The sequence below is a fragment of the Citrobacter sp. Cpo100 genome, assembly GCF_030332595.1.
Taxonomy (GTDB): domain Bacteria; phylum Pseudomonadota; class Gammaproteobacteria; order Enterobacterales; family Enterobacteriaceae; genus Citrobacter; species Citrobacter portucalensis.
In genome coordinates this window covers 68,767-88,760 of the sequence record NZ_JAOWHM010000022.1, presented here as the reverse complement: position 1 = coordinate 88,760, position 19,994 = coordinate 68,767, and the positions used below count along the sequence as shown (strand labels likewise).

Below are 19,994 nucleotides of genomic sequence, written 5' to 3'. Positions count from 1 at the left end.
GGCTTGTAATCCGTTGTTCCGTGTCAGTGGAGGCGCATTATAGGGAGTTATTTCAGGCTGACAAGGGGAAATTTAAAATATTCTTCCGAGTGCGTATTTTTTATGCTTTACGTTTATTTTAACAACGCTTTGTTGGTTAATTGGGCTATTTCCCGCGCGAATCTCGCAACCTGTTCCCAATCGGTATACACCACTTCTTTATTCGTATCCGTTTCACCACCTGACATCTTCATTATCAGTTGGATCATAACGCGGTCATACCAGCGATAGCGTGGATACCGCAAAGCACCCGCAATGACTGCGCTGTGGTCTGGTCGCCACGGCGAACTCATCAGGAACTTACGCGCATAGCTGTTGGTTTGCGGCGTACGTTTCTCCGGTTTACGGGCAACCAGGTTTACGGAGTAGAACGCGCTCGGCATCGAATTCAGCCGTGTGGCATGCTTTTTCACAAACTCCTGAAAAGCAGCATGGTAATGACCGTAGCGAATCGAGGCGCCAATTACCACGCTGTCATAATTTTGCCAGTCCGGCTCCGCGGTACGATGCAAATTAACAACATCTGCCCAAACGCCCAGCTCTTTGAGTTCAGAAGCCAGATATTCAGCGATTTCACGCGTTTGTCCGTCCCGGGAAGAAAAAAGAATCAGTGTTTTCACGTGTTACTCCATTATTCACGCCAGAAGGTAGGGGTAAAGAGCACCAGCAGAGTAAAGACCTCCAGACGACCAAACAGCATATTGGCAATCAGGATCCACTTCGCCACAGGGTTCATACTGGCAAAGTTGTCGGCGACAACCCCCAGTCCAGGCCCCAGGTTATTCAACGTTGCCACAACAGAGGCAAACGCGGAGAAGTCATCAACACCGGTCGCAATAATCGCCAGCATACTGATAATAAAGACCAGCGCATAGGCAGAGAAGAATCCCCATACGGCTTCAAGAATTCGCTCCGGCAACGCACGGTTACCCAGTTTGATACTGTAAACCGCATTCGGATGGACCAGTCGTTTCAATTCGCGGTTACCCTGCTTAAACAGCAGCAGGATACGAATCACCTTCAAGCCACCGCCCGTCGACCCAGCACAGCCGCCGATAAAAGCAGAACACAGCAACAACACTGGCAGAAACAGCGGCCAGCGGGCAATACTGTCCGTGGTAAATCCGGCGGTCGTCGCCATCGATACCACCTGGAAAAAGGCCTGGTTGATCGTCGTGAGCGCCGAGCCATAGGTATTGTGTATCCATAGCACCAGCGTACAGACTGCCACCAGCGTCAGCTGCACGCCGATAAACATGCGGAATTCCGGATCCCGCCAGTAGACCTTCAGACTACGCCCACTTAATAAAGAGAAGTGCAGACCATAGTTACAACCGGAGATCAGCAAGAAGATAGCAATGATGGTGTTAATCGTGGGACTGTCGAAATACCCCACGCTGGCATCGTGTGTGGAAAAACCACCGATGGCGATTGTGGCAAAACTGTGCCCAATGGCGTCAAACGCGGGCATCCCGGCAAACCATAGCGCCAGCGCGCACGCCACCGTCAGTAATACATAGATTAGCCATAGCGTTTTCGCCGTTTCGGCAATACGCGGGCGCATTTTATTATCTTTCAGCGGCCCCGGCATTTCTGCACGATAGAGCTGCATCCCACCAACGCCAAGAATAGGCAGGATAGCCACCGCCAGCACGATGATCCCCATCCCGCCGAACCATTGCAGCATCTGGCGATAAAAGAGAATCGCGTGTGGCAATGAATCCAGCCCCACCAGCGTCGTCGCACCTGTAGTGGTTAATCCGGAAAAGGATTCAAAAAAAGCGTCGGTTATCGTTAGGTTAGGGCTTTCTGCAAAGATGAACGGTAGCGCACCCACACTGCCCAGAACGGTCCAGAACAAAACGACAATCAGAAATCCTTCACGCGATTTCAGCTCACCCTTCTCTTTACGGTTTGGCCACCACAGCATGGAGCCGATCGCCAGAGCAACGAAGAAAGTTTGGGTGAATGCACGCCCTGCCCCATCGCGGTAGATGAGCGCTACCAGTCCGGGGATAATCATTGTCCCCGAGAATAAGATGACCAGTAGTCCAACGATTCGGGTGATGGCGCGAAAATGCATCTCTGCCGCTTCCTTAGTTCTTTAAAATGAGGTGGGGATTATTCTTCAATCGCTAACAATTGCAATGAACCACGACTAAAATCCGCCAGTTTTGCCGAAAACTCATCCACTTTGGCAAAAGGAAGCGCCACCCTGAGCCGAACAAAAGCCTGGTAATCACTGGCAACGACTTTACCGTCAAACTGCCCCAGCAAGGCTTCAATGCCTGCCAGCTGACCGTACTCACACTGCAAAGTATATTCGGTTAATGGCGTCTTGCGCTGTGTCGTTAACTGGCGCAACGCCTGATTCACACCACCACCGTAGGCTTTTACCAACCCTCCAGTACCGAGAAGGATACCGCCGTAGTAGCGCACGACTACAGCGGTAATCTCGCCGACACCGCTCCCCATCAGCTGCGCGAGCATCGGTTTACCTGCCGTACCCGCCGGTTCGCCATCGTCTGAAAACCCTAGCTGCTGCGAGTCATTGGGCGCACCCGCCACCCACGCCACACAATGGTGGCGGGCGTCCGGGTGTTCCGCTTTGACTGACTCAACAAACGCCTTTGCCGCTTCTACGCCGTCCGTATGGGCGAGCAGCGTAATGAAGCGGCTTTTTTTGATCTCTTCGACGACGCTAACCGGCGCCGCAGGGATTAACCAACTGTCCATTACGCCAGTTTCAAATCCCGCGTCATGTTTTCGATATTGTTTTCGTGGACCACCACGTTGTCTTCAATACGAATACCGCCGAACGGTTTCAGTGCTTCAATTTTCTGCCAGTTGAAGTGCTTGCTGAACTGTCCTTCACGCCACGGTGCCAACAGAGATTCAATGAAGTAAATGCCCGGTTCGATGGTCAGAACCATGCCTGGTTGCAGTACGCGGGTGCAACGCAGGTAAGGATACTTCGACGGCGCGGCCAGATGAGTACCGCTGTCATCCTGCATAAAGCCTGCGACATCATGTACCTGCAGACCCAGCGGGTGACCAATACCGTGCGGCATAAACGGCCCGGTAAGATCGTTTTCCACCATCGCTTCTTCACTCATACCGGTGATGATTTGATGCTTACGCAGCAGCTTCGCGATACGCTGATGGAACTGAATGTGATAATCCACGTAGCTGGTGCCTGCTTTCATGGTGGCAATCAGCGCCAACTCTTCGTCGTTAACGTCTTTCACCAGATGCGCATAGTCGTTGTCGTTTTTCGCCGACCAGGTACGCGTCAGGTCTGCCGCATAGCCGTTGTATTCCGCACCAGCGTCGAGCAGGAAACTGCGGATTTCAGACGGTGCCTGATGATCCAGCTTGGTGTAATGAAGAACCGAAGCATGCTCGTTAAGCGCCACGATGTTGCTGTATGGCACGTCGGTGTCGCGGTGACCGGTGGCAGTCAGGTAAGCGAGGTTGATGTCAAACTCGCTCATTCCGGAACGGAACGCTTCTTCTGCTGCACGGTGTCCATTTACCGCCATTTTCTGCGCTTCGCGCATACAGGCCAGTTCGTATTCCGTTTTATAGGCGCGGTAATAATGCAGGTAGTCGATCACCCCTTTCGGGTTGATGTTGCTGGCCGCGATGTCCAGTTGCAGCGCACGTTCCGGAACCGGGCCGATGTAACCGATATTGCCGCGAGCAGCAGGCAGTTGGCTACCGATACCATCCGCTTTCGGCAGCGCGATGATCTCGATTTCTTCCGTCCAGAAAGAGGTTGGTAGCGGCTCAACGTTGTGCCAGTAATCGACCGGCAGGTAGAACCACAGTTTCGGCTTGTTTACGCCATCCACCAGCAACCAGCAGTTAGGAACCTGTGTTACAGGCACCCAGGCTTTAAATTGTGGATTGACCTTAAACGGATATGGATGATCGTCGAGAAAGACGTTAACAAGTTCGCCAGAGTGAATAAGTAACGCATCCAGTTTGAAGCGATCCAGCGCGTCGCGCGTCCGTTCCTGTAAGGTAACAATATGATTTTTATAGAGTGCGGCCAGCGATTCCATTTTCTATCCTTCTGTTTTTTGACCTCAAGTCTCCGCATCTTAGCACATCGCTTTGTGAGTGCGTGATTTCTGCCGAGCGTGATCGAATCGTCATTTCTTTAATCATTCATTTGCATTTTATTAACATAAAACACACACTTCGATTCATCTGGTATGACCAGATCACCTTGCGGATTCAGGAGACTGACATGCTTTACAAAGGCGACACCCTGTACCTCGACTGGCTGGAAGATGGCATCGCCGAACTGGTGTTCGATGCCCCTGGTTCGGTCAATAAACTCGACACGGCCACCGTTGCCAGCCTGGGCCATGCGCTTGATGTGCTGGAAAAACAACCGAATTTAAAAGGGCTGCTACTGCGTTCTAACAAAGCAGCCTTTATTGTTGGTGCCGATATCACCGAATTCCTTTCACTGTTCCTCGTGCCTGAAGAACAACTGAGCCAGTGGCTGCATTTTGCCAACAGCGTCTTTAATCGCCTCGAAGATCTGCCTGTTCCGACCCTGTCAGCAGTAAACGGCTACGCGCTGGGTGGCGGCTGCGAGTGTGTTCTGGCAACCGATTATCGTCTGGCAACGCCGGACCTGCGCATTGGCCTGCCGGAAACCAAGCTGGGCATTATGCCGGGCTTTGGCGGCTCCGTGCGTATGCCACGTATGCTGGGTGCGGACAGCGCGCTGGAAATTATTGCGGCAGGTAAGGATGTTGGTGCTGAGCAGGCGCTAAAAATCGGCCTGGTCGATGGCGTAGTGAAGCAAGACAAACTGCTTGATGGCGCGATCGCAGTATTACGTCAGGCGATTAACGGCGACCTCGACTGGAAGGCCAAACGTCAGCCGAAGCTGGAGCCGTTGAAACTCAGCAAAATTGAAGCGGCTATGAGCTTTACCATCGCTAAAGGCATGGTGGCACAGACGGCAGGGAAGCATTATCCCGCGCCGATTACCGCGGTAAAAACCATTGAAGCAGCGGCCCGTTTTGGCCGTGAAGAAGCGCTGAATCTGGAAAATAAAAGCTTTGTTCCACTGGCGCACACCAGTGAAGCTCGCGCGCTGGTTGGGATCTTCCTTAACGATCAGTTCGTCAAAGCCAAAGCCAAAAAACTCACCAAAAATATTGAAGCACCGAAGCAAGCTGCGGTGCTGGGCGCGGGCATTATGGGCGGCGGCATCGCTTACCAGTCAGCCTGGAAAGGCGTGCCGGTTGTCATGAAAGATATCAACGACAAATCATTAACGCTGGGCATGACTGAAGCGGCCAAGCTGCTGAACAAACAGCTTGAGCGCGGCAAAATTGACGGTCTGAAAATGGCGGGCGTGATTTCCACTATTCATCCAACCCTCGACTATAGCGGTTTTGAGCGTGTGGACGTGGTGGTTGAAGCTGTCGTAGAAAACCCGAAAGTGAAAAAAGCGGTACTGGCAGAAACCGAAGATCAGGTACGCCCGAACACCGTACTGGCTTCAAATACCTCCACCATCCCAATCAACGAGCTGGCCAGCGCGCTCAAGCGCCCGGAAAACTTCTGTGGGATGCACTTCTTTAACCCAGTACACCGCATGCCACTGGTTGAGATTATTCGCGGCGAGAAAAGCTCGGATGAAACCATCGCCAAAGTTGTCGCCTGGGCAAGCCAGATGGGCAAAACCCCAATTGTGGTCAACGACTGCCCCGGTTTCTTCGTGAACCGCGTGCTGTTCCCGTATTTTGCCGGTTTCAGCCAGCTGCTGCGCGATGGGGCGGATTTCCGCAAAGTCGACAAAGTCATGGAAAAACAGTTTGGCTGGCCGATGGGCCCGGCTTATCTGCTGGACGTGGTGGGAATTGATACCGCACATCACGCGCAGGCAGTGATGTCCGCAGGCTTCCCTCAGCGTATGCAGAAAGATTATCGCGACGCGATAGACGCCCTGTTTGATGCGAACCGTTTCGGACAGAAAAACGGTCTTGGATTCTGGCGTTATAAAGAAGACAACAAGGGCAAGCCGAAGAAAGAAGAGGATGCCACCGTTGACGATCTGCTGGCAGAAGTCAGCCAGCCGAAACGCGACTTCAGTGATGAAGAGATTATCGCTCGCATGATGATCCCAATGGTCAACGAAGTGGTGCGTTGTCTGGAAGAAGACATTATCGCCAGCCCGGCAGAAGCCGATATGGCGCTGGTTTATGGCCTGGGCTTCCCTCCGTTCCATGGTGGCGCGTTCCGCTGGTTGGATACGCTCGGCAGCGCGAAGTATCTCGATATGGCCCAGCAGTATCAGCACCTCGGAGCGCTGTATGAAGTTCCGGCTGGTCTGCGTGATAAGGCGCGCCATAACGAACCGTATTATCCCCAGGTTGAGCCTGCCCGCCCGGTTGGCAGCCTGAAAACGGCTTAAGGAGTCACAATGGAACAGGTTGTAATTGTTGATGCGATCCGTACCCCGATGGGCCGTTCGAAAGGGGGCGCGTTTCGTAACGTGCGGGCAGAAGATCTCTCCGCACACTTAATGCGTAGCCTGCTGGCGCGAAATCCTGCGCTGGAGCCATCCGCGCTTGATGATATTTACTGGGGCTGTGTGCAGCAAACGCTGGAGCAGGGTTTCAACATCGCCCGTAACGCCGCGCTGCTGGCGGAAGTTCCGCACTCCGTTCCAGCCGTCACGGTCAACCGCCTGTGCGGTTCGTCCATGCAGGCGCTGCACGATGCGGCACGCATGATCATGACCGGCGATGCTCAGGCGTGCCTGATTGGCGGCGTGGAGCATATGGGCCATGTGCCAATGAGTCACGGCGTTGATTTCCACCCGGGCATGAGCCGCAACGTGGCAAAAGCCGCGGGAATGATGGGTCTGACTGCGGAAATGCTCTCTCGCATGCACGGCATCAGCCGTGAAATGCAGGATGCTTTCGCCGCACGTTCACATGCTCGCGCCTGGGCTGCAACACAGTCTGGCGCATTTAAAAACGAAATCATCCCGACCGGCGGCCATGATGCCGACGGCGTGCTGAAGCAGTTTAACTACGATGAGGTTATCCGCCCGGAGACAACCGTTGAAGCGCTCTCCACCCTGCGTCCGGCGTTCGATCCGGTTAGCGGAACGGTCACTGCCGGTACCTCCTCCGCACTCTCCGACGGCGCTGCGGCGATGCTGGTCATGAGCGAAAGTCGCGCCCGTGAGCTGGGTCTGACGCCGCGTGCCCGTATTCGTTCGATGGCTGTTGTTGGCTGCGACCCTTCAATCATGGGTTACGGCCCGGTTCCGGCCTCAAAACTGGCGCTGAAAAAAGCGGGACTCTCCACCAGCGATATCGGTTTGTTTGAGATGAACGAAGCCTTTGCCGCTCAGATCCTGCCGTGCATTAAAGATCTGGGGCTGATGGAGCAGATCGATGAGAAGATCAACCTCAACGGCGGGGCGATCGCTTTGGGCCATCCGTTGGGTTGCTCTGGGGCGCGTATCAGCACCACCCTGCTCAATCTGATGGAACGCAAAGACGTACAGTTTGGCCTGGCGACGATGTGTATCGGGTTAGGCCAGGGCATCGCGACGGTATTTGAGCGAGTTTAATCAAAGCATGCCGGGGGCGCTTCGCTTGCCCGGCCTACGAAATGTTATCTCAAAGCCATTGGTGCCAGAACAAGGCGGCAAGTGAATGAATCCCGATGAGCTTACGTATAGTAAGTGATTCGGGTGAATGAGCGCAGCCAACACAGTTATGGTGCCAATGGCGAAGAGAGAAAGTTTAGTTGCCGTTCTTCCCGCCTGTCAGGGGCGGGTTTTTTATTTCTCTGAACTACCACGTACCACTAACTGCACCGGCAACAGCAGATTCTCTTCCTGATTTTCTTCCAGCAATAAACGCAGCGCTTCACGCCCCAATTGTTGTTTATCAACCGCAATGGTGGTGAGTGGTGGATGTGACCATGCCGCAGCATCGATATCATCAAACCCAACCAGCGCAAGATCTTCCGGGATACGTATACCCTGCTGCGCACACACCTGTTGAACAACCAGCGCTGCCGCATCGTTATAGGCAAAAATAGCGTCGGGCGGCTCTGGCAGACTGAGCAATTCATTCACCGCTTCCACCAAAGATTGCTCGGTATCCAGCAGCGGCGGCGCAATGGCTTCATACTCTGGCGGCATCAGCAAACGGGCCTCATACAATGCCTGACGGTAGCCCTTCTCGCGCTGACGGATGCTGTAGTGCGCAAGCGTGCTGGCAAGAAAAGCAATACGGCTGCGACCTTGTGCAATCAAATGTTGTGTAGCCAGATAACCGCCCTGGGTGTTGTCCGGATTCACGCAAGGCAGGCCCGGCGCCCAGAGATCCACCAGCACCAACGGCAGCTTCATCTGTTGCAGCAAGCCAAGTAATTCAGGCTCAAAAAATCCGGCACAGATCAGCGCATCAGGCTGGTGCAGCAGCACCTGCTCACTCACTGCATCGCCTGGACCAATGGAGAGAAAGCTCAGCGCAATACCATGGTCACGACAGTTATCTTCTATGCCCAGCAGCAGTTGAGAGTAAAACGGCAATGCCCGGCTGATATTGTGCTGGCGGTGAAGCAAAAACAGGACGCGTTTGATCTTGTCAGTGCGCAGACGGGAAAAATCATAACCCTGCTGCTGCGCCACAGAAATAATGCGCAGCCGGGTGTCTTCACGCAGCCCCGGCTGCCCTTTTAGGGCGCGGGAAACTGCGCCAACTGAAACACCACAAGCTTCGGCAATATCTCTGATACGTACAGGTTTTGTCATTTCACTCTCATTGATTCTACTATGGCTTGTTGCGCCCCCAGCCAGGCCGCACCGCGTACGCCGCTGCTGTCACCGTGACGGGCCCGAACGATCGGTGTGCGGCACTGCTTACCAAATACGTACTGCGCCACTCGCGCCTGTAAACCCGAATACAGTAAATCGATATTGGATACCCCACCCCCAAGCACGATAACATCGGGATCGAGCGTATTCACCACGCCCGCCAATGCACGCGCCAGTTGATCGCAATAGCGTTCCCATACAAAGCAAGCATCCGCATCACCCGATTCTACCTGTTGCATAATTTGTGGCACACCCACATGCTGCGCGGTGTGATTCAGGTACTGGCGTTCCAGACCGCTGCCGGAAATAAAGCTCTCAATACAGTTCAACTGTCCGCAATAGCACATCACTCCAGTCCCGTCCTGAGATTCGTGGTAGCGCGGCAATGCATTATGCCCCCACTCTCCTGCGCAGGCGTTAGGTCCAGAGATCAAGCGGTTATCGATGCATAGTCCGCCGCCGCAACCGGTACCGAGGATCACGCCAAATACCACGCTATACCCGTGTCCGCTACCGTCCATCGCTTCCGACAAGGTAAAGCAGTTGGCATCATTGGTAACCGGAACTGGCATTCCTGATGCTCGCTCAAGGTCTTGCGCAAAGGCCTGCTGATTCAGCACCAGGATGTTCGAATTCTTAATCAAACCTTCGCTATCCACCGCGCCTGGCACCCCAACGCCAACCGATAAAGGCTGATTAACGGCCAGTCTGGCCTTAGCAATCATCTCCGTCACGGCCTGGAAAAAATCACCGTAACTCTGCTTTGGTGTCGCGCATCGCTCGCGGTAAACAATTTCACCCGCCTTATTAATCACCACTGCTTCGATTTTAGTCCCGCCAATATCCAGTCCGAGCCTCATGGTTTTCCTCGTTTGCGCCTCGCAATTTGATTGTGTCTAGTTTGCCAATTTTGTTTACTAAACAAAAAGAGACCTGTCACAAAAGCTAAGTTTTGTGATTAATAGATAGGAAAAACATGTTTACTAAAAAACGTGGTGAAAAAGAGAAACAACGAGACCGGGCTTGCACCCTGTTAGAAGAAGTAAGGTTGGTGATGAATGCGCCGGAAGGGCTCCGGCGCACAGCGCTTAAATGAACGCGAAAGCGTCGCCAAACAGGCGATCTTCACGCGCACTGCGCTCATTACAGAAGAGATCGCGCGCGATTTTGGCCATTTCAAAACGCCCGGCAATGTAGATATCATGCTCCGCCAGGGTACCGTAATCCTGCAATACTGCCGTTAACACGGTTCCCGTACGACCACGCCAGCCGTCTTCAGGCTGTTCCACCACTGGCTCAACGCGCAGATTCGGGTGGTTCACAGACAGCGCTTCCAGCTCGGAGAGATCGTAGAGATGCTTCTCCTCGCGACCGCCCCAGTAAATGGTGATATCGCGATTTGGATTACGCGCCAGCGCGGTAAGCAGAATAGAACGCACGTAAGAGAACCCTGTACCTCCGGCAATCAGGATCAGCGGGCGCTCGTCTTCGTCACGCAGCCAGGCTTCGCCATGCGGAATGTCGACCTTGATTTCCCGGTCTTTCAGAATACGGTCCATCACGGCCATGGCGTAAAGATTTAGCTCAGAGGCGCCAACGTGCAGCTCAATGAATCCTTGCTCGTCCGGCGTTGATGCCATGGAGAACGGACGCTTATCCCTTTCATCCATCACGACCATTAAATACTGGCCAGCACGAAAGGAAAACGCCGCGTCTGGCACTAAACGAACGCGATATACGGTGTCAGTGATAGCTTCTACCGAGGTCACTTTACAGCTTAAGGTTGTCATGCGCTCTCTCTGTCGGATCAATAGGCAAAACGATCGCGCCTCAGGCGCTTTTGCCGTCATTAAAGATGGCTAGTTCATCCCAAATTGCGTCAATGCGCGCAGTCACTTCAGGATCTTTTTTAATCGGACGTCCCCATTCACGTTGGGTTTCGCCCGGCCATTTATTTGTGGCATCCAGCCCCATTTTTGAACCAAGGCCGGAAACCGGCGAGGCAAAGTCCAGGTAATCAATTGGCGTATTCTCTACCAGTACCGTATCCCGGGCCGGGTCCATACGGGTAGTAATTGCCCAAATCACATCATTCCAGTCGCGTGCGTTGACGTCATCATCGCAAACAATAACAAATTTGGTGTACATAAACTGACGCAAAAACGACCAAACGCCCATCATGACGCGTTTGGCATGACCAGCGTACTGTTTTTTCATCGTCACGACGGCCAGGCGATAAGAACAGCCTTCCGGAGGTAGATAAAAATCGACGATTTCCGGGAACTGCTTTTGCAGAATAGGCACGAAGACTTCGTTCAGCGCCACGCCGAGCACCGCGGGTTCATCTGGCGGGCGTCCGGTATAGGTAGAGTGATAAATTGCATCTTCACGCTGGGTAATGTGCGTGACGGTAAAGACCGGGAAGCTATCTACTTCGTTGTAGTAGCCGGTATGATCGCCATACGGCCCTTCCGGAGCCAGCTCGCCCGGTTCAATGTACCCTTCCAGCACGATTTCTGCGCTGGCAGGCACTTCCAGGTCGTTGGAAATACATTTAACTACTTCGGTCTTGGTTCCGCGCAACAGCCCGGCAAATGCGTACTCGGATAATGTATCAGGGACCGGCGTCACGGCCCCCAGAATGGTCGCAGGATCTGCTCCTAACGCCACAGAAACCGGGAAGCGTTCACCCGGATGCGCTGCGCACCACTCCTGGTAATCAAGCGCGCCGCCGCGATGGGACAGCCAGCGCATAATGAGCTTGTTTTTGCCAATCAGCTGCTGACGATAGATGCCCAGATTCTGCCGCTCTTTATGCGGACCACGCGTTACGGTGAGCCCCCAGGTAATCAGCGGCGCGGCATCTTCCGGCCAGCAGGTCATAATCGGAATGCGGTTTAAATCAACGTCATCGCCTGAGTAGATTTTTTGCTGACAAGGTGCACCGCGCAACCGCTTAGTCGGCATGTTCAACACCTGCTTAAACTGCGGCAGCTTATCAAACAGATCGCGGAATCCTTTCGGTGGCTCTGGCTCTTTCAAAAACGCCAACAGTTTACCGACTTCTCGTAGCGCCGAGACATCTTCTTGTCCCATCCCCATCGCAACACGCTTTGGTGTGCCAAACAGGTTACACAGCACCGGCATTGAATAGCCTTTCGGATTCTCAAACAGTAACGCAGGCCCACCGGCACGCAGAGTGCGATCGGCAATTTCAGTAATTTCCAGGTGGGGATCCACCTCAAGCGAAATGCGTTTGAGCTCACCCTGCTGTTCAAGCAGCGTCAGGAAGTCGCGTAAATCGTGATATTTCATGGCGTCCATTGTGGCCTCTTCGTAAGCGCTTCATTATACGGCGTTCATCATTGTGATGCTGTATTTTTGTTAAATTAGCGTGAACTCTGGCGATACATATAAGCCCCGGGCGTATATACCCATTGGGTTTCAGCCTGCGTTGAGGTGGGTATAATTAACTTAACGCATGGCTTTTGCTATGCTTGCGCTCAGAACAAGCGGATAAGAGTTATTATGCAATCCTGGTATTTACTGTACTGCAAACGTGGGCAACTTCAGAGAGCCCAGGAACACCTGGAAAGACAGGCGGTGAACTGCCTGACGCCTATGATCACCCTGGAAAAAATAGTGCGCGGTAAACGTACCACAGTCAGTGAACCACTATTCCCTAATTACATGTTTGTCGAGTTCGACCCGGAAGTGATCCACACCACCACTATCAATGCCACGCGTGGTGTCAGCCATTTCGTCCGTTTTGGCGCGACGCCTGCGACCGTCCCTTCTCCCGTTATTCACCAGCTTTCTATCTACAAGCCTGAAGGTATTGTGGACCCGCAAACTCCTCAGCCAGGGGACAGCGTGATTATTACTGAAGGGGCATTTGAGGGGCTAAAAGCGATCTTCACCGAACCGGATGGCGAAGCGCGTTCCATGCTACTGCTTAACCTGTTGAATAAAGAAGTTAAGCAGAGCGTGAAAAATACCGGTTTTAGAAAAATTTAAGCCGTTTAGAAGGTCACTTCAAACAACGTTCGGACGTTAGCATCAATGGTTGCTGACAGCCATTGAGGATCTTCTCCGCGCCAGTGGGCAATACGCTCAAGAATATGTGGCAGGTGCGCCGGTTCATTGCGCCGTGACGTCGGTTTAGGCGTTAAGTCGCGAGGAAGTAGGTAAGGCGCATCGGTTTCGATCAGTAGTCTTTCTACCGGAATAAACGGCAGCAGTTCCCGCAGTTCCATCCCCCGACGCTCATCACAGACCCAGCCGGTAATACCAATATAAAGCCCTCGGTCCACACACTCCTGCATCTCCTGCTGCGTTCCGGTAAAACAGTGCAGCACCGCGCCCGGGAGACTATCCAGCCACGGCTCCAGCAACGTCAGAAAACGCTCATGGGCATCCCGACAATGCATGAAAATCGGCATCTGCAGTTCAGCGGCAATGCGCAGTTGTGCCTCAAAAGCACGTTCCTGCTCCTGCGGCGTGGAGAAATTGCGATTGAAATCCAGACCGCACTCGCCAATAGCGACCACCTCAGACTGGTTTGCCAGCGCGATAATCTCGTCTTCCGTTGAGGATTGCCATTGGCTACTGTCATGCGGGTGCACGCCAGCCGTGGACCAGCAATGCGGATAATGTTGCGCCAACTTCAGCGCCTGCTGGCTTTCGTGCAGGTTTGTTCCGGTCAGAAGCATACCGTTTACGCCCGCAGCAAAGGCGCGCGCCACAACATCATCCCTGTCTTTCGCAAATTGTGAACTGGTTAAATTAACGCCAATATCAAACATGCTACCTCCCATATGACAACCGCCCTGACGGGCGGTTGAATTTACTCTTCTGTTTTCTCGGTGGCTTCGGCTTCTTTTGCTTCTTCAGCCTCGTTGTCCTCATCTCGCGTACGTCGCTTACCGACATAGAAACGAGAGAAGAAAACGCCCACTTCAAACAGGCAGTACATCGGTATCGCCAACAACGTTTGCGAGAAGACATCTGGCGGAGTCAGTAACATCCCGACGACGAATGCTCCCACCACAACGTAAGGTCGTTTCTTACGCAAATCTTCAGGTGTCGTAATGCCCATCCAGCATAGCAGCACAATGGCGACAGGGACCTCAAAAGAGACACCGAAAGCCATAAATAGCGCCATTACAAAGCTGAGATAGCTGGCAATATCTGTCGATACCTGCACGCCTTGCGGAGCCGTGTTAGCCAGAAAACCAAACGCCAACGGGAAGACGACAAAATAGGCGAATGCCATGCCGATGTAGAACAACAACGAGCTGGAGACCAGCAGCGGCACAACCAGGCGACGTTCATGTTTGTACAAAGCAGGCGCAATGAATGCCCATACCTGGTAGAGGATCACTGGCGCTGACAGGATCAGCGACACCATGAAGGTTAACTTTATAGGGGTAAAGAACGGTGAGGCCACATCGGTGGCGATCATCGTTGCACCCTGCGGCATCTGTTTAATCAGCGGTGCCGCAACCATATGGTAAATGTCGTTGGCAAAGTAAACCAACGCCAGAAAGATCACGATAACCGCAATAATGCAGTTCAGGAGTCGCTTACGCAGCTCGATAAGATGCGTAATGAGCGGTTGGGTATCTTCTACAGCCATGTTTACGGTTTATCACTCGACGAGGGGGAGGATTCGACAACAGGTGCGGCAGCTTTCTTTTCTGCATCCATCAACGTGGCGGAAGTGTTTTCCGTCTGCTCTGGCGTTTTAGCACCCGCGGATTCCGGTTTTTGCTCCGGCGAACTGGCCTGGTTTTCAGCGGCGGCAGGGGTGACCCCTTCTCGCTGCGCTTCACCTTCTTTCACCACCGGATTATGGATAGTGTGCGCTTCATCGCTCGCTTTCTCAGGATCGTGCACGCTGTAAGAACGCTTCATCGATTCCGCCGCTTCACGCAGCTCATCCATTGACGCTTTCAGCTCCGGGGTCAGATTTGTCAGGCTCGCTTTCTCTACTTTCTTCAGGCTGTCCTGAAACTCCTGAAGCTTAAGCTCCTGGGTCAGTTCATTCTGAACAGTAGTTGCAAGGGAACGCAAAGCGCGAACCCAGCCAGCAACCGTTTTTACCGCTACAGGTAATCGTTGCGGCCCCAGAACAATGAGGCCGATCACGAACACCAATAACAGTTCGCTAAAACCGATATCAAACACGGATTATACCTGCTCTTTATCTTGGCTTTTGGCGTCTTCCTTTTTCACTTCACCCTGCTTATCGGTGATGGATTTAGCAGTAAAATCAGCGTCCTGGCTGGTCTTATCTTGCTTAGGCTCATCATCACCCATCGCTTTTTTGAAGCCTTTGATCGACGCGCCAAGATCGGAACCGATGGAGCCGAGTTTCTTGGTGCCAAATAGCAGTACAACGATGACGGCAATGATCAACAACTGCCAAATACTGATACCACCCATACATGTTCCTCTGTCATAGATGATGAATTAATAAGGCCGTAGTATACGTTACACGACCTGCCTTGGGCGATGAAAAATTCAGCGCATTTTGCGCCAGCCGATCAACCAGGCTATGACGCCTCCCGCCATTAACCAGCCCGGCATAAGCCCCCACTCAGGGCGGCTTACCAGCAGGAATGTTCCACTTAGCAACAATGTTGCGCCAATGCCCAATAAATAACGGGATTGTCCCTGGCGTACATGATTTGCGTGAAGCTCGCGGGCAATCTTATCAACACTGTGCTGTAAATATTTGCCCTGGCGCAAACTGTCATACACCAGTTCAGGTATTTCTGGCATTTTTTCGACCCAGAACGGTGCTTTTTCTTTAAATGCCCTAACGAGCGCCGGAATACCGACCTGATCTTTAATCCAGGATTCGAGGAATGGCTTAGCCGTTTTCCACAAATCTAACTGCGGGTAGAGTTGTCGTCCGACACCTTCAACGTACAGCAGCGTCTTCTGGAGCAATACCAGTTGAGGCTGAACTTCCATATTGAAGCGGCGCGCAGTGTTGAACAGATTCAACAGCACGTGACCAAAGGAAATCTCCGCCAGCGGCTTTTCAAAAATCGGCTCGCACACGGTACGAATGGCAAATTCAAACTCTTCTACGTTGGTATCCGGTGGAACCCAACCAGAATCTACGTGCAGTTCAGCAACTTTGCGGTAATCGCGGTTAAAGAACGCAATGAAGTTTTCAGCCAGGTAACGCTTATCTTCTTTGTTTAAAGAGCCCACAATCCCACAATCAATACCAATGTATTTCGGGTTTTCAGGGTGCTCATAACTGACAAAAATGTTCCCGGGGTGCATATCCGCATGGAAAAAGCTGTCGCGGAATACCTGAGTAAAGAAGACCTGAACACCACGCTCGGCCAACAATTTCATATTGGTGCCGTTCTTCTCAAGCGTGGTGACATCTGAAACCGGGATACCATAAATGCGCTCCATCACCATCATGTTCTGACTGCAGTAGTCGGAATACACTTCCGGGATGTACAGCATCGGACTATCTTCAAAATTACGTCGTAGCTGAATGGCGTTCGCCGATTCGCGCAGCAGATTCAGTTCATCGATCAACGTTTTTTCATATTCACGGACGACTTCTGTTGGTCGCAGGCGACGCCCATCTGGCAGCAGACGAGGAACCCAACGAGCCAGGCGGTAGATCAGTTTTAAATCCGCTTTGATGACCGGAAGTATGTCCGGGCGAATAACTTTGATCACCACCTCTTTGCCATTCGATTTCAACCGCGCAGTGTGGACCTGAGCAACAGACGCAGATGCCAGTGGCGTGATTTCAAAATCATCAAACCATTCCTCAACGGGCAGCCCGCCCATGGCCTCTTCGATTTGTTTTTTCGCTCTAAGGCCATCGAACGGGGCAACCCGATCCTGCAATAGCGCAAGCTGATCGGCGATGTGCGGAGGGAAAAGGTCACGACGGGTAGAGAGCATTTGCCCAAATTTGATCCACACCGGGCCCAGTTCCTGTAAAGCCAGTCTCAGCCTTTCTCCCAGCGGTTTGTCTTTATGTCGGTTGGGCATCCAGAACAACGAGTAACGCCACAACCGAAGCGGCAGCGTGATTCGCATTTTGGGGATGAGTTCATCAAGACCGTAGCTTAAAAAAGTGCGAATGATGAAATAAAGGCGCCGTACTTCACCTGGCGTCATTTGGCCTCCAGTTTTTCCAGCCGTTTGGCCAGAGATTCAACCGCGCGCTCAACGGCTGCCGTTTCTTCAGCAAACCATGCAACCTCTAGTGGACCAGGAGCCATGCGCCACTCTTCGGTGATCGCTTCGGCGACATAGCGCTGCTGGCGCTGAAAGTTATGGCACAGGAACTTCGCTCCACCACGCAAGACTTTGCTGACCCCTTCCGCGACGATATCGCCGGTATAGGGTGCTAACAGTTCTGCAGGATCCAACTCCGCCAGATCGGCCAGCGCAACAAAGTTCTGTACTACCTGGATATCGCCTTGGACTTCCAGCTCACCGCTGCGGATAAGCGTGGTGAGTTGCTGTCGGTCACGCAATTTCGGTAACACACTGGCATATGTGATTACGGTGCAATCGGCTTCGCCTTCCCATGCCCCCAGCACATCGACCTGGCGCTCGCTAAATACCAGGACTAACGGTGTTGAAAATCCTTTGAGATCAACACGCAGCACCTTACCCTGTAAACGCGTTCGGGCTGACTTCAGCGCAGGAGAACGGTACAGAAAGGTGTTGAGCAGATTTTCAACGCCTGCGGTTACTAAGGGTTTTAAAGGCATCCCCACTCTCCTGTCAGAACTTGTAACCACGATGCAGCGCAACGACACCTGCTGTCAGGTTGTAGTAATCAACGCTTTCGAACCCGGCATCTTGCATCATTGCTTTTAAGGTGTCCTGATCGGGATGCATACGGATGGACTCCGCCAAATAACGGTAGCTGTCCGCATCGCTTGCTACCATTGAACCTATGCGCGGCAGAACATGGAAAGAGTATGCGTCGTAGGCTTTGCTCAACGGTTCGATTATGGGTTTGGAGAATTCCAGCACTAGTAGACGTCCGCCCGGCTTCAATACGCGGTACATGGAGCGTAATGCTTTGTCTTTATCCGTTACGTTGCGCAGACCGAAAGAGATGGTGATGCAGTCAAACGTGTTGTCAGGGAAAGGTAATGCTTCCGCATTCGCCTGAACGTACTCAACGTTACCTACCACGCCAATATTACGCAGCTTTTCGCGACCCATTTTGAGCATTGAGTCATTGATATCCGCCAGCACAACTTTGCCGGTTTCACCAACCATGCGAGAGAATTTCGCCGTCAGATCGCCGGTACCGCCTGCTAAATCGAGAACGGTTTGCCCGCGACGCACGCCACTGCAATCAATGGTGAAGCGCTTCCACAAACGATGAATGCCAAATGACATTAAGTCATTCATAACGTCATATTTAGACGCCACAGAATGAAAAACGTGGGCCACCATGTCAGCTTTCTGCTCTTTAGCGACGGTCTGAAAGCCAAAGTGCGTCGTTTCTTGTGAATTATCCACCATCTCAGTGCCTGCTCATCCAAAAAATGTTCGAGAAGTGTAACAGATTGGGCCAATTTGCCCTACCCTTCTACCGGGTTCAACTACCCCAAATGGACTAGTTTGATTGCTGATTTACCGCTTCATCCTCGGGGTAAGACGCATCTTGTTGCGTCTCAGGGACCGAGCGCAAGCGGTATTCCTCATCCTGTGTAGTAGCTTGTTCAGCCAGCTCAGGATTTATCTCGCGCTTAATTTCCACGCCTAAACTACGAAAAGCTTCTGCCTGCGACAGGACGTTTCCACGACCGGAAGAGAGTTTTTTCATCGCCTGTCGGTAGTTGTCCTGGGCTTTGTCCAGGCTTTGACCTATTGCCGACATATCATCCACAAACAACCGCATCTTGTCATAAAGTTTGCTGGCCCGATCGGCAATTTGTTGCGCATTACGACTCTGATGCTCGTAGCGCCACAGGTTGGCGATCGTGCGCAATGCCACCAACAGCGTGGTAGGGCTCACCAGCATAATGTTATTTCTAAGCGCTTCGGTAATCAGTTCGGGCTGTCGGTCGAGCGCCAGTAAAAAAGCGGGCTCAACGGGGATAAACATCAGCACGTAGTCAAGCGTACGCAGCCCAGGAAGCTGCTGATAATCTTTGCGCCCCAGCAGTCGAATATGGTTACGCACCGAGGCGATGTGCTCCTGCAATGCACTTTCGCGGGTGTATTCGTCTTCTGCGTTAAAATAGCGCTCATAAGCAACCAGCGTCATTTTCGCATCGATCACCACATCTTTACCCTGCGGTAGCCGAACGATGACATCAGGCTGCATTCGCGAACGGGCGTCGTTTTCGATGCTGACCTGGGTTTCATATTCATAACCTTCACGCAGACCAGAGGCTTCGAGTACCCGCGTGAGTACGACCTCTCCCCAGTTACCCTGCGTTTTGTTATCGCCTTTTAATGCACGCGTCAGGTTTACCGCTTCCTGCGCCATCTGCGCATTCAGTTGCTGGAGATTACGAATTTCGTGTGCCAGGGTATGGCGTTCTTGTGCCTCTTTACCAAAGCTATCCTGAACCTGGCGACGAAAACCGTCCAGTTGTTCACGAAGCGGCGCAAGCAGGCTGTTCAGACTTTGGCGATTTTGCTCATCAACACGGCGGTTGCTGTGCTCAAAAATACGATTCGCCAGATTTTCAAACTGTTCACTCAGACGCTGTTCGCTGTTGATCATCTGGCGGATTTTATCTTCCGCATGCTGTTGCGTTGCTTCCAGCCGGGTAGTGACTTCACGGAGATCGGCTTCCAGAGAGGTGTTGATACTGTGCAGACTGCGTAATTCGTTATTGAGGAGTTCGCACTCATCACGCCAGTGTGCTTCCTGCGAGAGCTGCTGGCGAGCGGCGCTTAGCGCAATATCCAGTTCACGTCGCTCTTCGATGAGGTCGGCGCGGATTTGATCGGCGCGTGCTTTTGTCGCCAGCCACCCTACCAGTAGCCCTGCGGCTAACGCCAACACGGCACTCATCATAATTGAAATATCCACAACGCCCCCTTACAGCAA

19 protein-coding genes are annotated in these 19,994 nt (G+C 52.6%); 3 read left to right on the top strand and 16 right to left on the bottom strand.

Annotated elements, in window-relative coordinates; all coding sequences use genetic code 11:
- Positions 1-113: 113 nt before the first annotated feature.
- Genes hemG through pepQ form a run of 4 tightly spaced genes read right to left on the bottom strand, consistent with a single transcriptional unit; the run spans position 114 to position 4,106 of the window.
- Positions 114-659 (bottom strand): menaquinone-dependent protoporphyrinogen IX dehydrogenase, encoded by a 546-nt coding sequence (hemG, locus tag OGX96_RS01195; protein ID WP_048237121.1) that lies wholly within the window; start codon positions 657-659, stop codon positions 114-116.
- Between the two features lie 11 nt (positions 660-670).
- Positions 671-2,122, bottom strand: a complete 1,452-nt coding sequence (trkH, locus tag OGX96_RS01190; protein ID WP_003017848.1) for a Trk system potassium transporter TrkH — start codon at positions 2,120-2,122, stop codon at positions 671-673.
- Positions 2,123-2,160: 38 nt separating this feature from the next.
- On the bottom strand, positions 2,161-2,775 hold the full coding sequence (locus OGX96_RS01185; protein ID WP_003017851.1) for an IMPACT family protein: 615 nt from the start codon (positions 2,773-2,775) through the stop codon (positions 2,161-2,163).
- Positions 2,775-4,106 (bottom strand): Xaa-Pro dipeptidase, encoded by a 1,332-nt coding sequence (gene pepQ, locus OGX96_RS01180; protein WP_008787103.1) that lies wholly within the window; start codon positions 4,104-4,106, stop codon positions 2,775-2,777. The genes OGX96_RS01185 and pepQ overlap by 1 nt, the downstream gene beginning before the upstream one ends.
- A gap of 188 nt (positions 4,107-4,294) precedes the next feature.
- Between pepQ and fadB the strand changes: the two genes are divergently transcribed.
- Both fadB and fadA read left to right on the top strand, forming a co-directional pair.
- A complete protein-coding gene (fadB, locus tag OGX96_RS01175) occupies positions 4,295-6,484 on the top strand; it encodes a fatty acid oxidation complex subunit alpha FadB (RefSeq protein WP_204192430.1) in 2,190 nt (729 codons plus the stop codon).
- A 9-nt stretch (positions 6,485-6,493) separates the two neighbouring features.
- Positions 6,494-7,657 (top strand): acetyl-CoA C-acyltransferase FadA, encoded by a 1,164-nt coding sequence (gene fadA, locus OGX96_RS01170; RefSeq protein ID WP_003828895.1) that lies wholly within the window; start codon positions 6,494-6,496, stop codon positions 7,655-7,657.
- Positions 7,658-7,870: 213 nt separating this feature from the next.
- On the opposite strand, the gene OGX96_RS01165 is transcribed toward fadA, so the two are convergent.
- The 4 genes from OGX96_RS01165 to ubiD form a co-directional block, all read right to left on the bottom strand.
- On the bottom strand, positions 7,871-8,851 hold the full coding sequence (locus OGX96_RS01165; protein ID WP_286582034.1) for a LacI family DNA-binding transcriptional regulator: 981 nt from the start codon (positions 8,849-8,851) through the stop codon (positions 7,871-7,873).
- On the bottom strand, positions 8,848-9,774 hold the full coding sequence (locus OGX96_RS01160; RefSeq protein WP_286582032.1) for an ROK family protein: 927 nt from the start codon (positions 9,772-9,774) through the stop codon (positions 8,848-8,850). Before OGX96_RS01160 ends, OGX96_RS01165 begins: the two co-directional genes overlap by 4 nt.
- 228 nt (positions 9,775-10,002) lie before the next feature.
- Entirely contained in the window at positions 10,003-10,704 is a 702-nt protein-coding gene (fre, locus tag OGX96_RS01155) for an NAD(P)H-flavin reductase (RefSeq protein ID WP_003828903.1), read from the bottom strand.
- Positions 10,705-10,744: 40 nt separating this feature from the next.
- Positions 10,745-12,238 (bottom strand): 4-hydroxy-3-polyprenylbenzoate decarboxylase, encoded by a 1,494-nt coding sequence (ubiD, locus tag OGX96_RS01150; RefSeq protein WP_003828905.1) that lies wholly within the window; start codon positions 12,236-12,238, stop codon positions 10,745-10,747.
- A gap of 204 nt (positions 12,239-12,442) precedes the next feature.
- On the opposite strand from ubiD, the gene rfaH reads away from it, so the two are divergent.
- Positions 12,443-12,931 (top strand): transcription/translation regulatory transformer protein RfaH, encoded by a 489-nt coding sequence (gene rfaH / locus OGX96_RS01145; protein WP_003017881.1) that lies wholly within the window; start codon positions 12,443-12,445, stop codon positions 12,929-12,931.
- Positions 12,932-12,936: 5 nt separating this feature from the next.
- On the opposite strand, the gene tatD is transcribed toward rfaH, so the two are convergent.
- From tatD to rmuC, 8 genes are all read right to left on the bottom strand, one after another.
- Positions 12,937-13,719 carry a 3'-5' ssDNA/RNA exonuclease TatD gene (tatD, locus tag OGX96_RS01140; RefSeq protein ID WP_286582030.1) on the bottom strand — a complete coding sequence of 261 codons (783 nt, stop codon included), beginning with the start codon at positions 13,717-13,719 and terminating at the stop codon, positions 12,937-12,939.
- 41 nt (positions 13,720-13,760) lie between these two features.
- A complete protein-coding gene (tatC, locus tag OGX96_RS01135; RefSeq protein WP_003828911.1) occupies positions 13,761-14,552 on the bottom strand; it encodes a Sec-independent protein translocase subunit TatC in 792 nt (263 codons plus the stop codon).
- Between the two features lie 2 nt (positions 14,553-14,554).
- Positions 14,555-15,103: a Sec-independent protein translocase protein TatB gene (tatB, locus tag OGX96_RS01130; protein WP_008787098.1), complete on the bottom strand. Its 549-nt coding sequence runs from the start codon at positions 15,101-15,103 to the stop codon at positions 14,555-14,557.
- A 3-nt stretch (positions 15,104-15,106) separates the two neighbouring features.
- Entirely contained in the window at positions 15,107-15,361 is a 255-nt protein-coding gene (gene tatA / locus OGX96_RS01125) for a Sec-independent protein translocase subunit TatA (protein WP_003017888.1), read from the bottom strand.
- Positions 15,362-15,439: 78 nt separating this feature from the next.
- On the bottom strand, positions 15,440-17,080 hold the full coding sequence (ubiB, locus tag OGX96_RS01120) for a ubiquinone biosynthesis regulatory protein kinase UbiB (protein WP_003828916.1): 1,641 nt from the start codon (positions 17,078-17,080) through the stop codon (positions 15,440-15,442).
- A complete protein-coding gene (ubiJ, locus tag OGX96_RS01115) occupies positions 17,077-17,682 on the bottom strand; it encodes a ubiquinone biosynthesis protein UbiJ (RefSeq protein WP_003828918.1) in 606 nt (201 codons plus the stop codon). The genes ubiB and ubiJ overlap by 4 nt, the downstream gene beginning before the upstream one ends.
- A gap of 13 nt (positions 17,683-17,695) precedes the next feature.
- A complete protein-coding gene (gene ubiE / locus OGX96_RS01110) occupies positions 17,696-18,451 on the bottom strand; it encodes a bifunctional demethylmenaquinone methyltransferase/2-methoxy-6-polyprenyl-1,4-benzoquinol methylase UbiE (RefSeq protein ID WP_003017897.1) in 756 nt (251 codons plus the stop codon).
- A 94-nt stretch (positions 18,452-18,545) separates the two neighbouring features.
- The gene (gene rmuC, locus OGX96_RS01105) at positions 18,546-19,976 is read right to left on the bottom strand and encodes a DNA recombination protein RmuC (protein ID WP_095533171.1); all 1,431 of its coding nucleotides are present in this window, start codon (positions 19,974-19,976) and stop codon (positions 18,546-18,548) included.
- Positions 19,977-19,994: the final 18 nt, after the last annotated feature.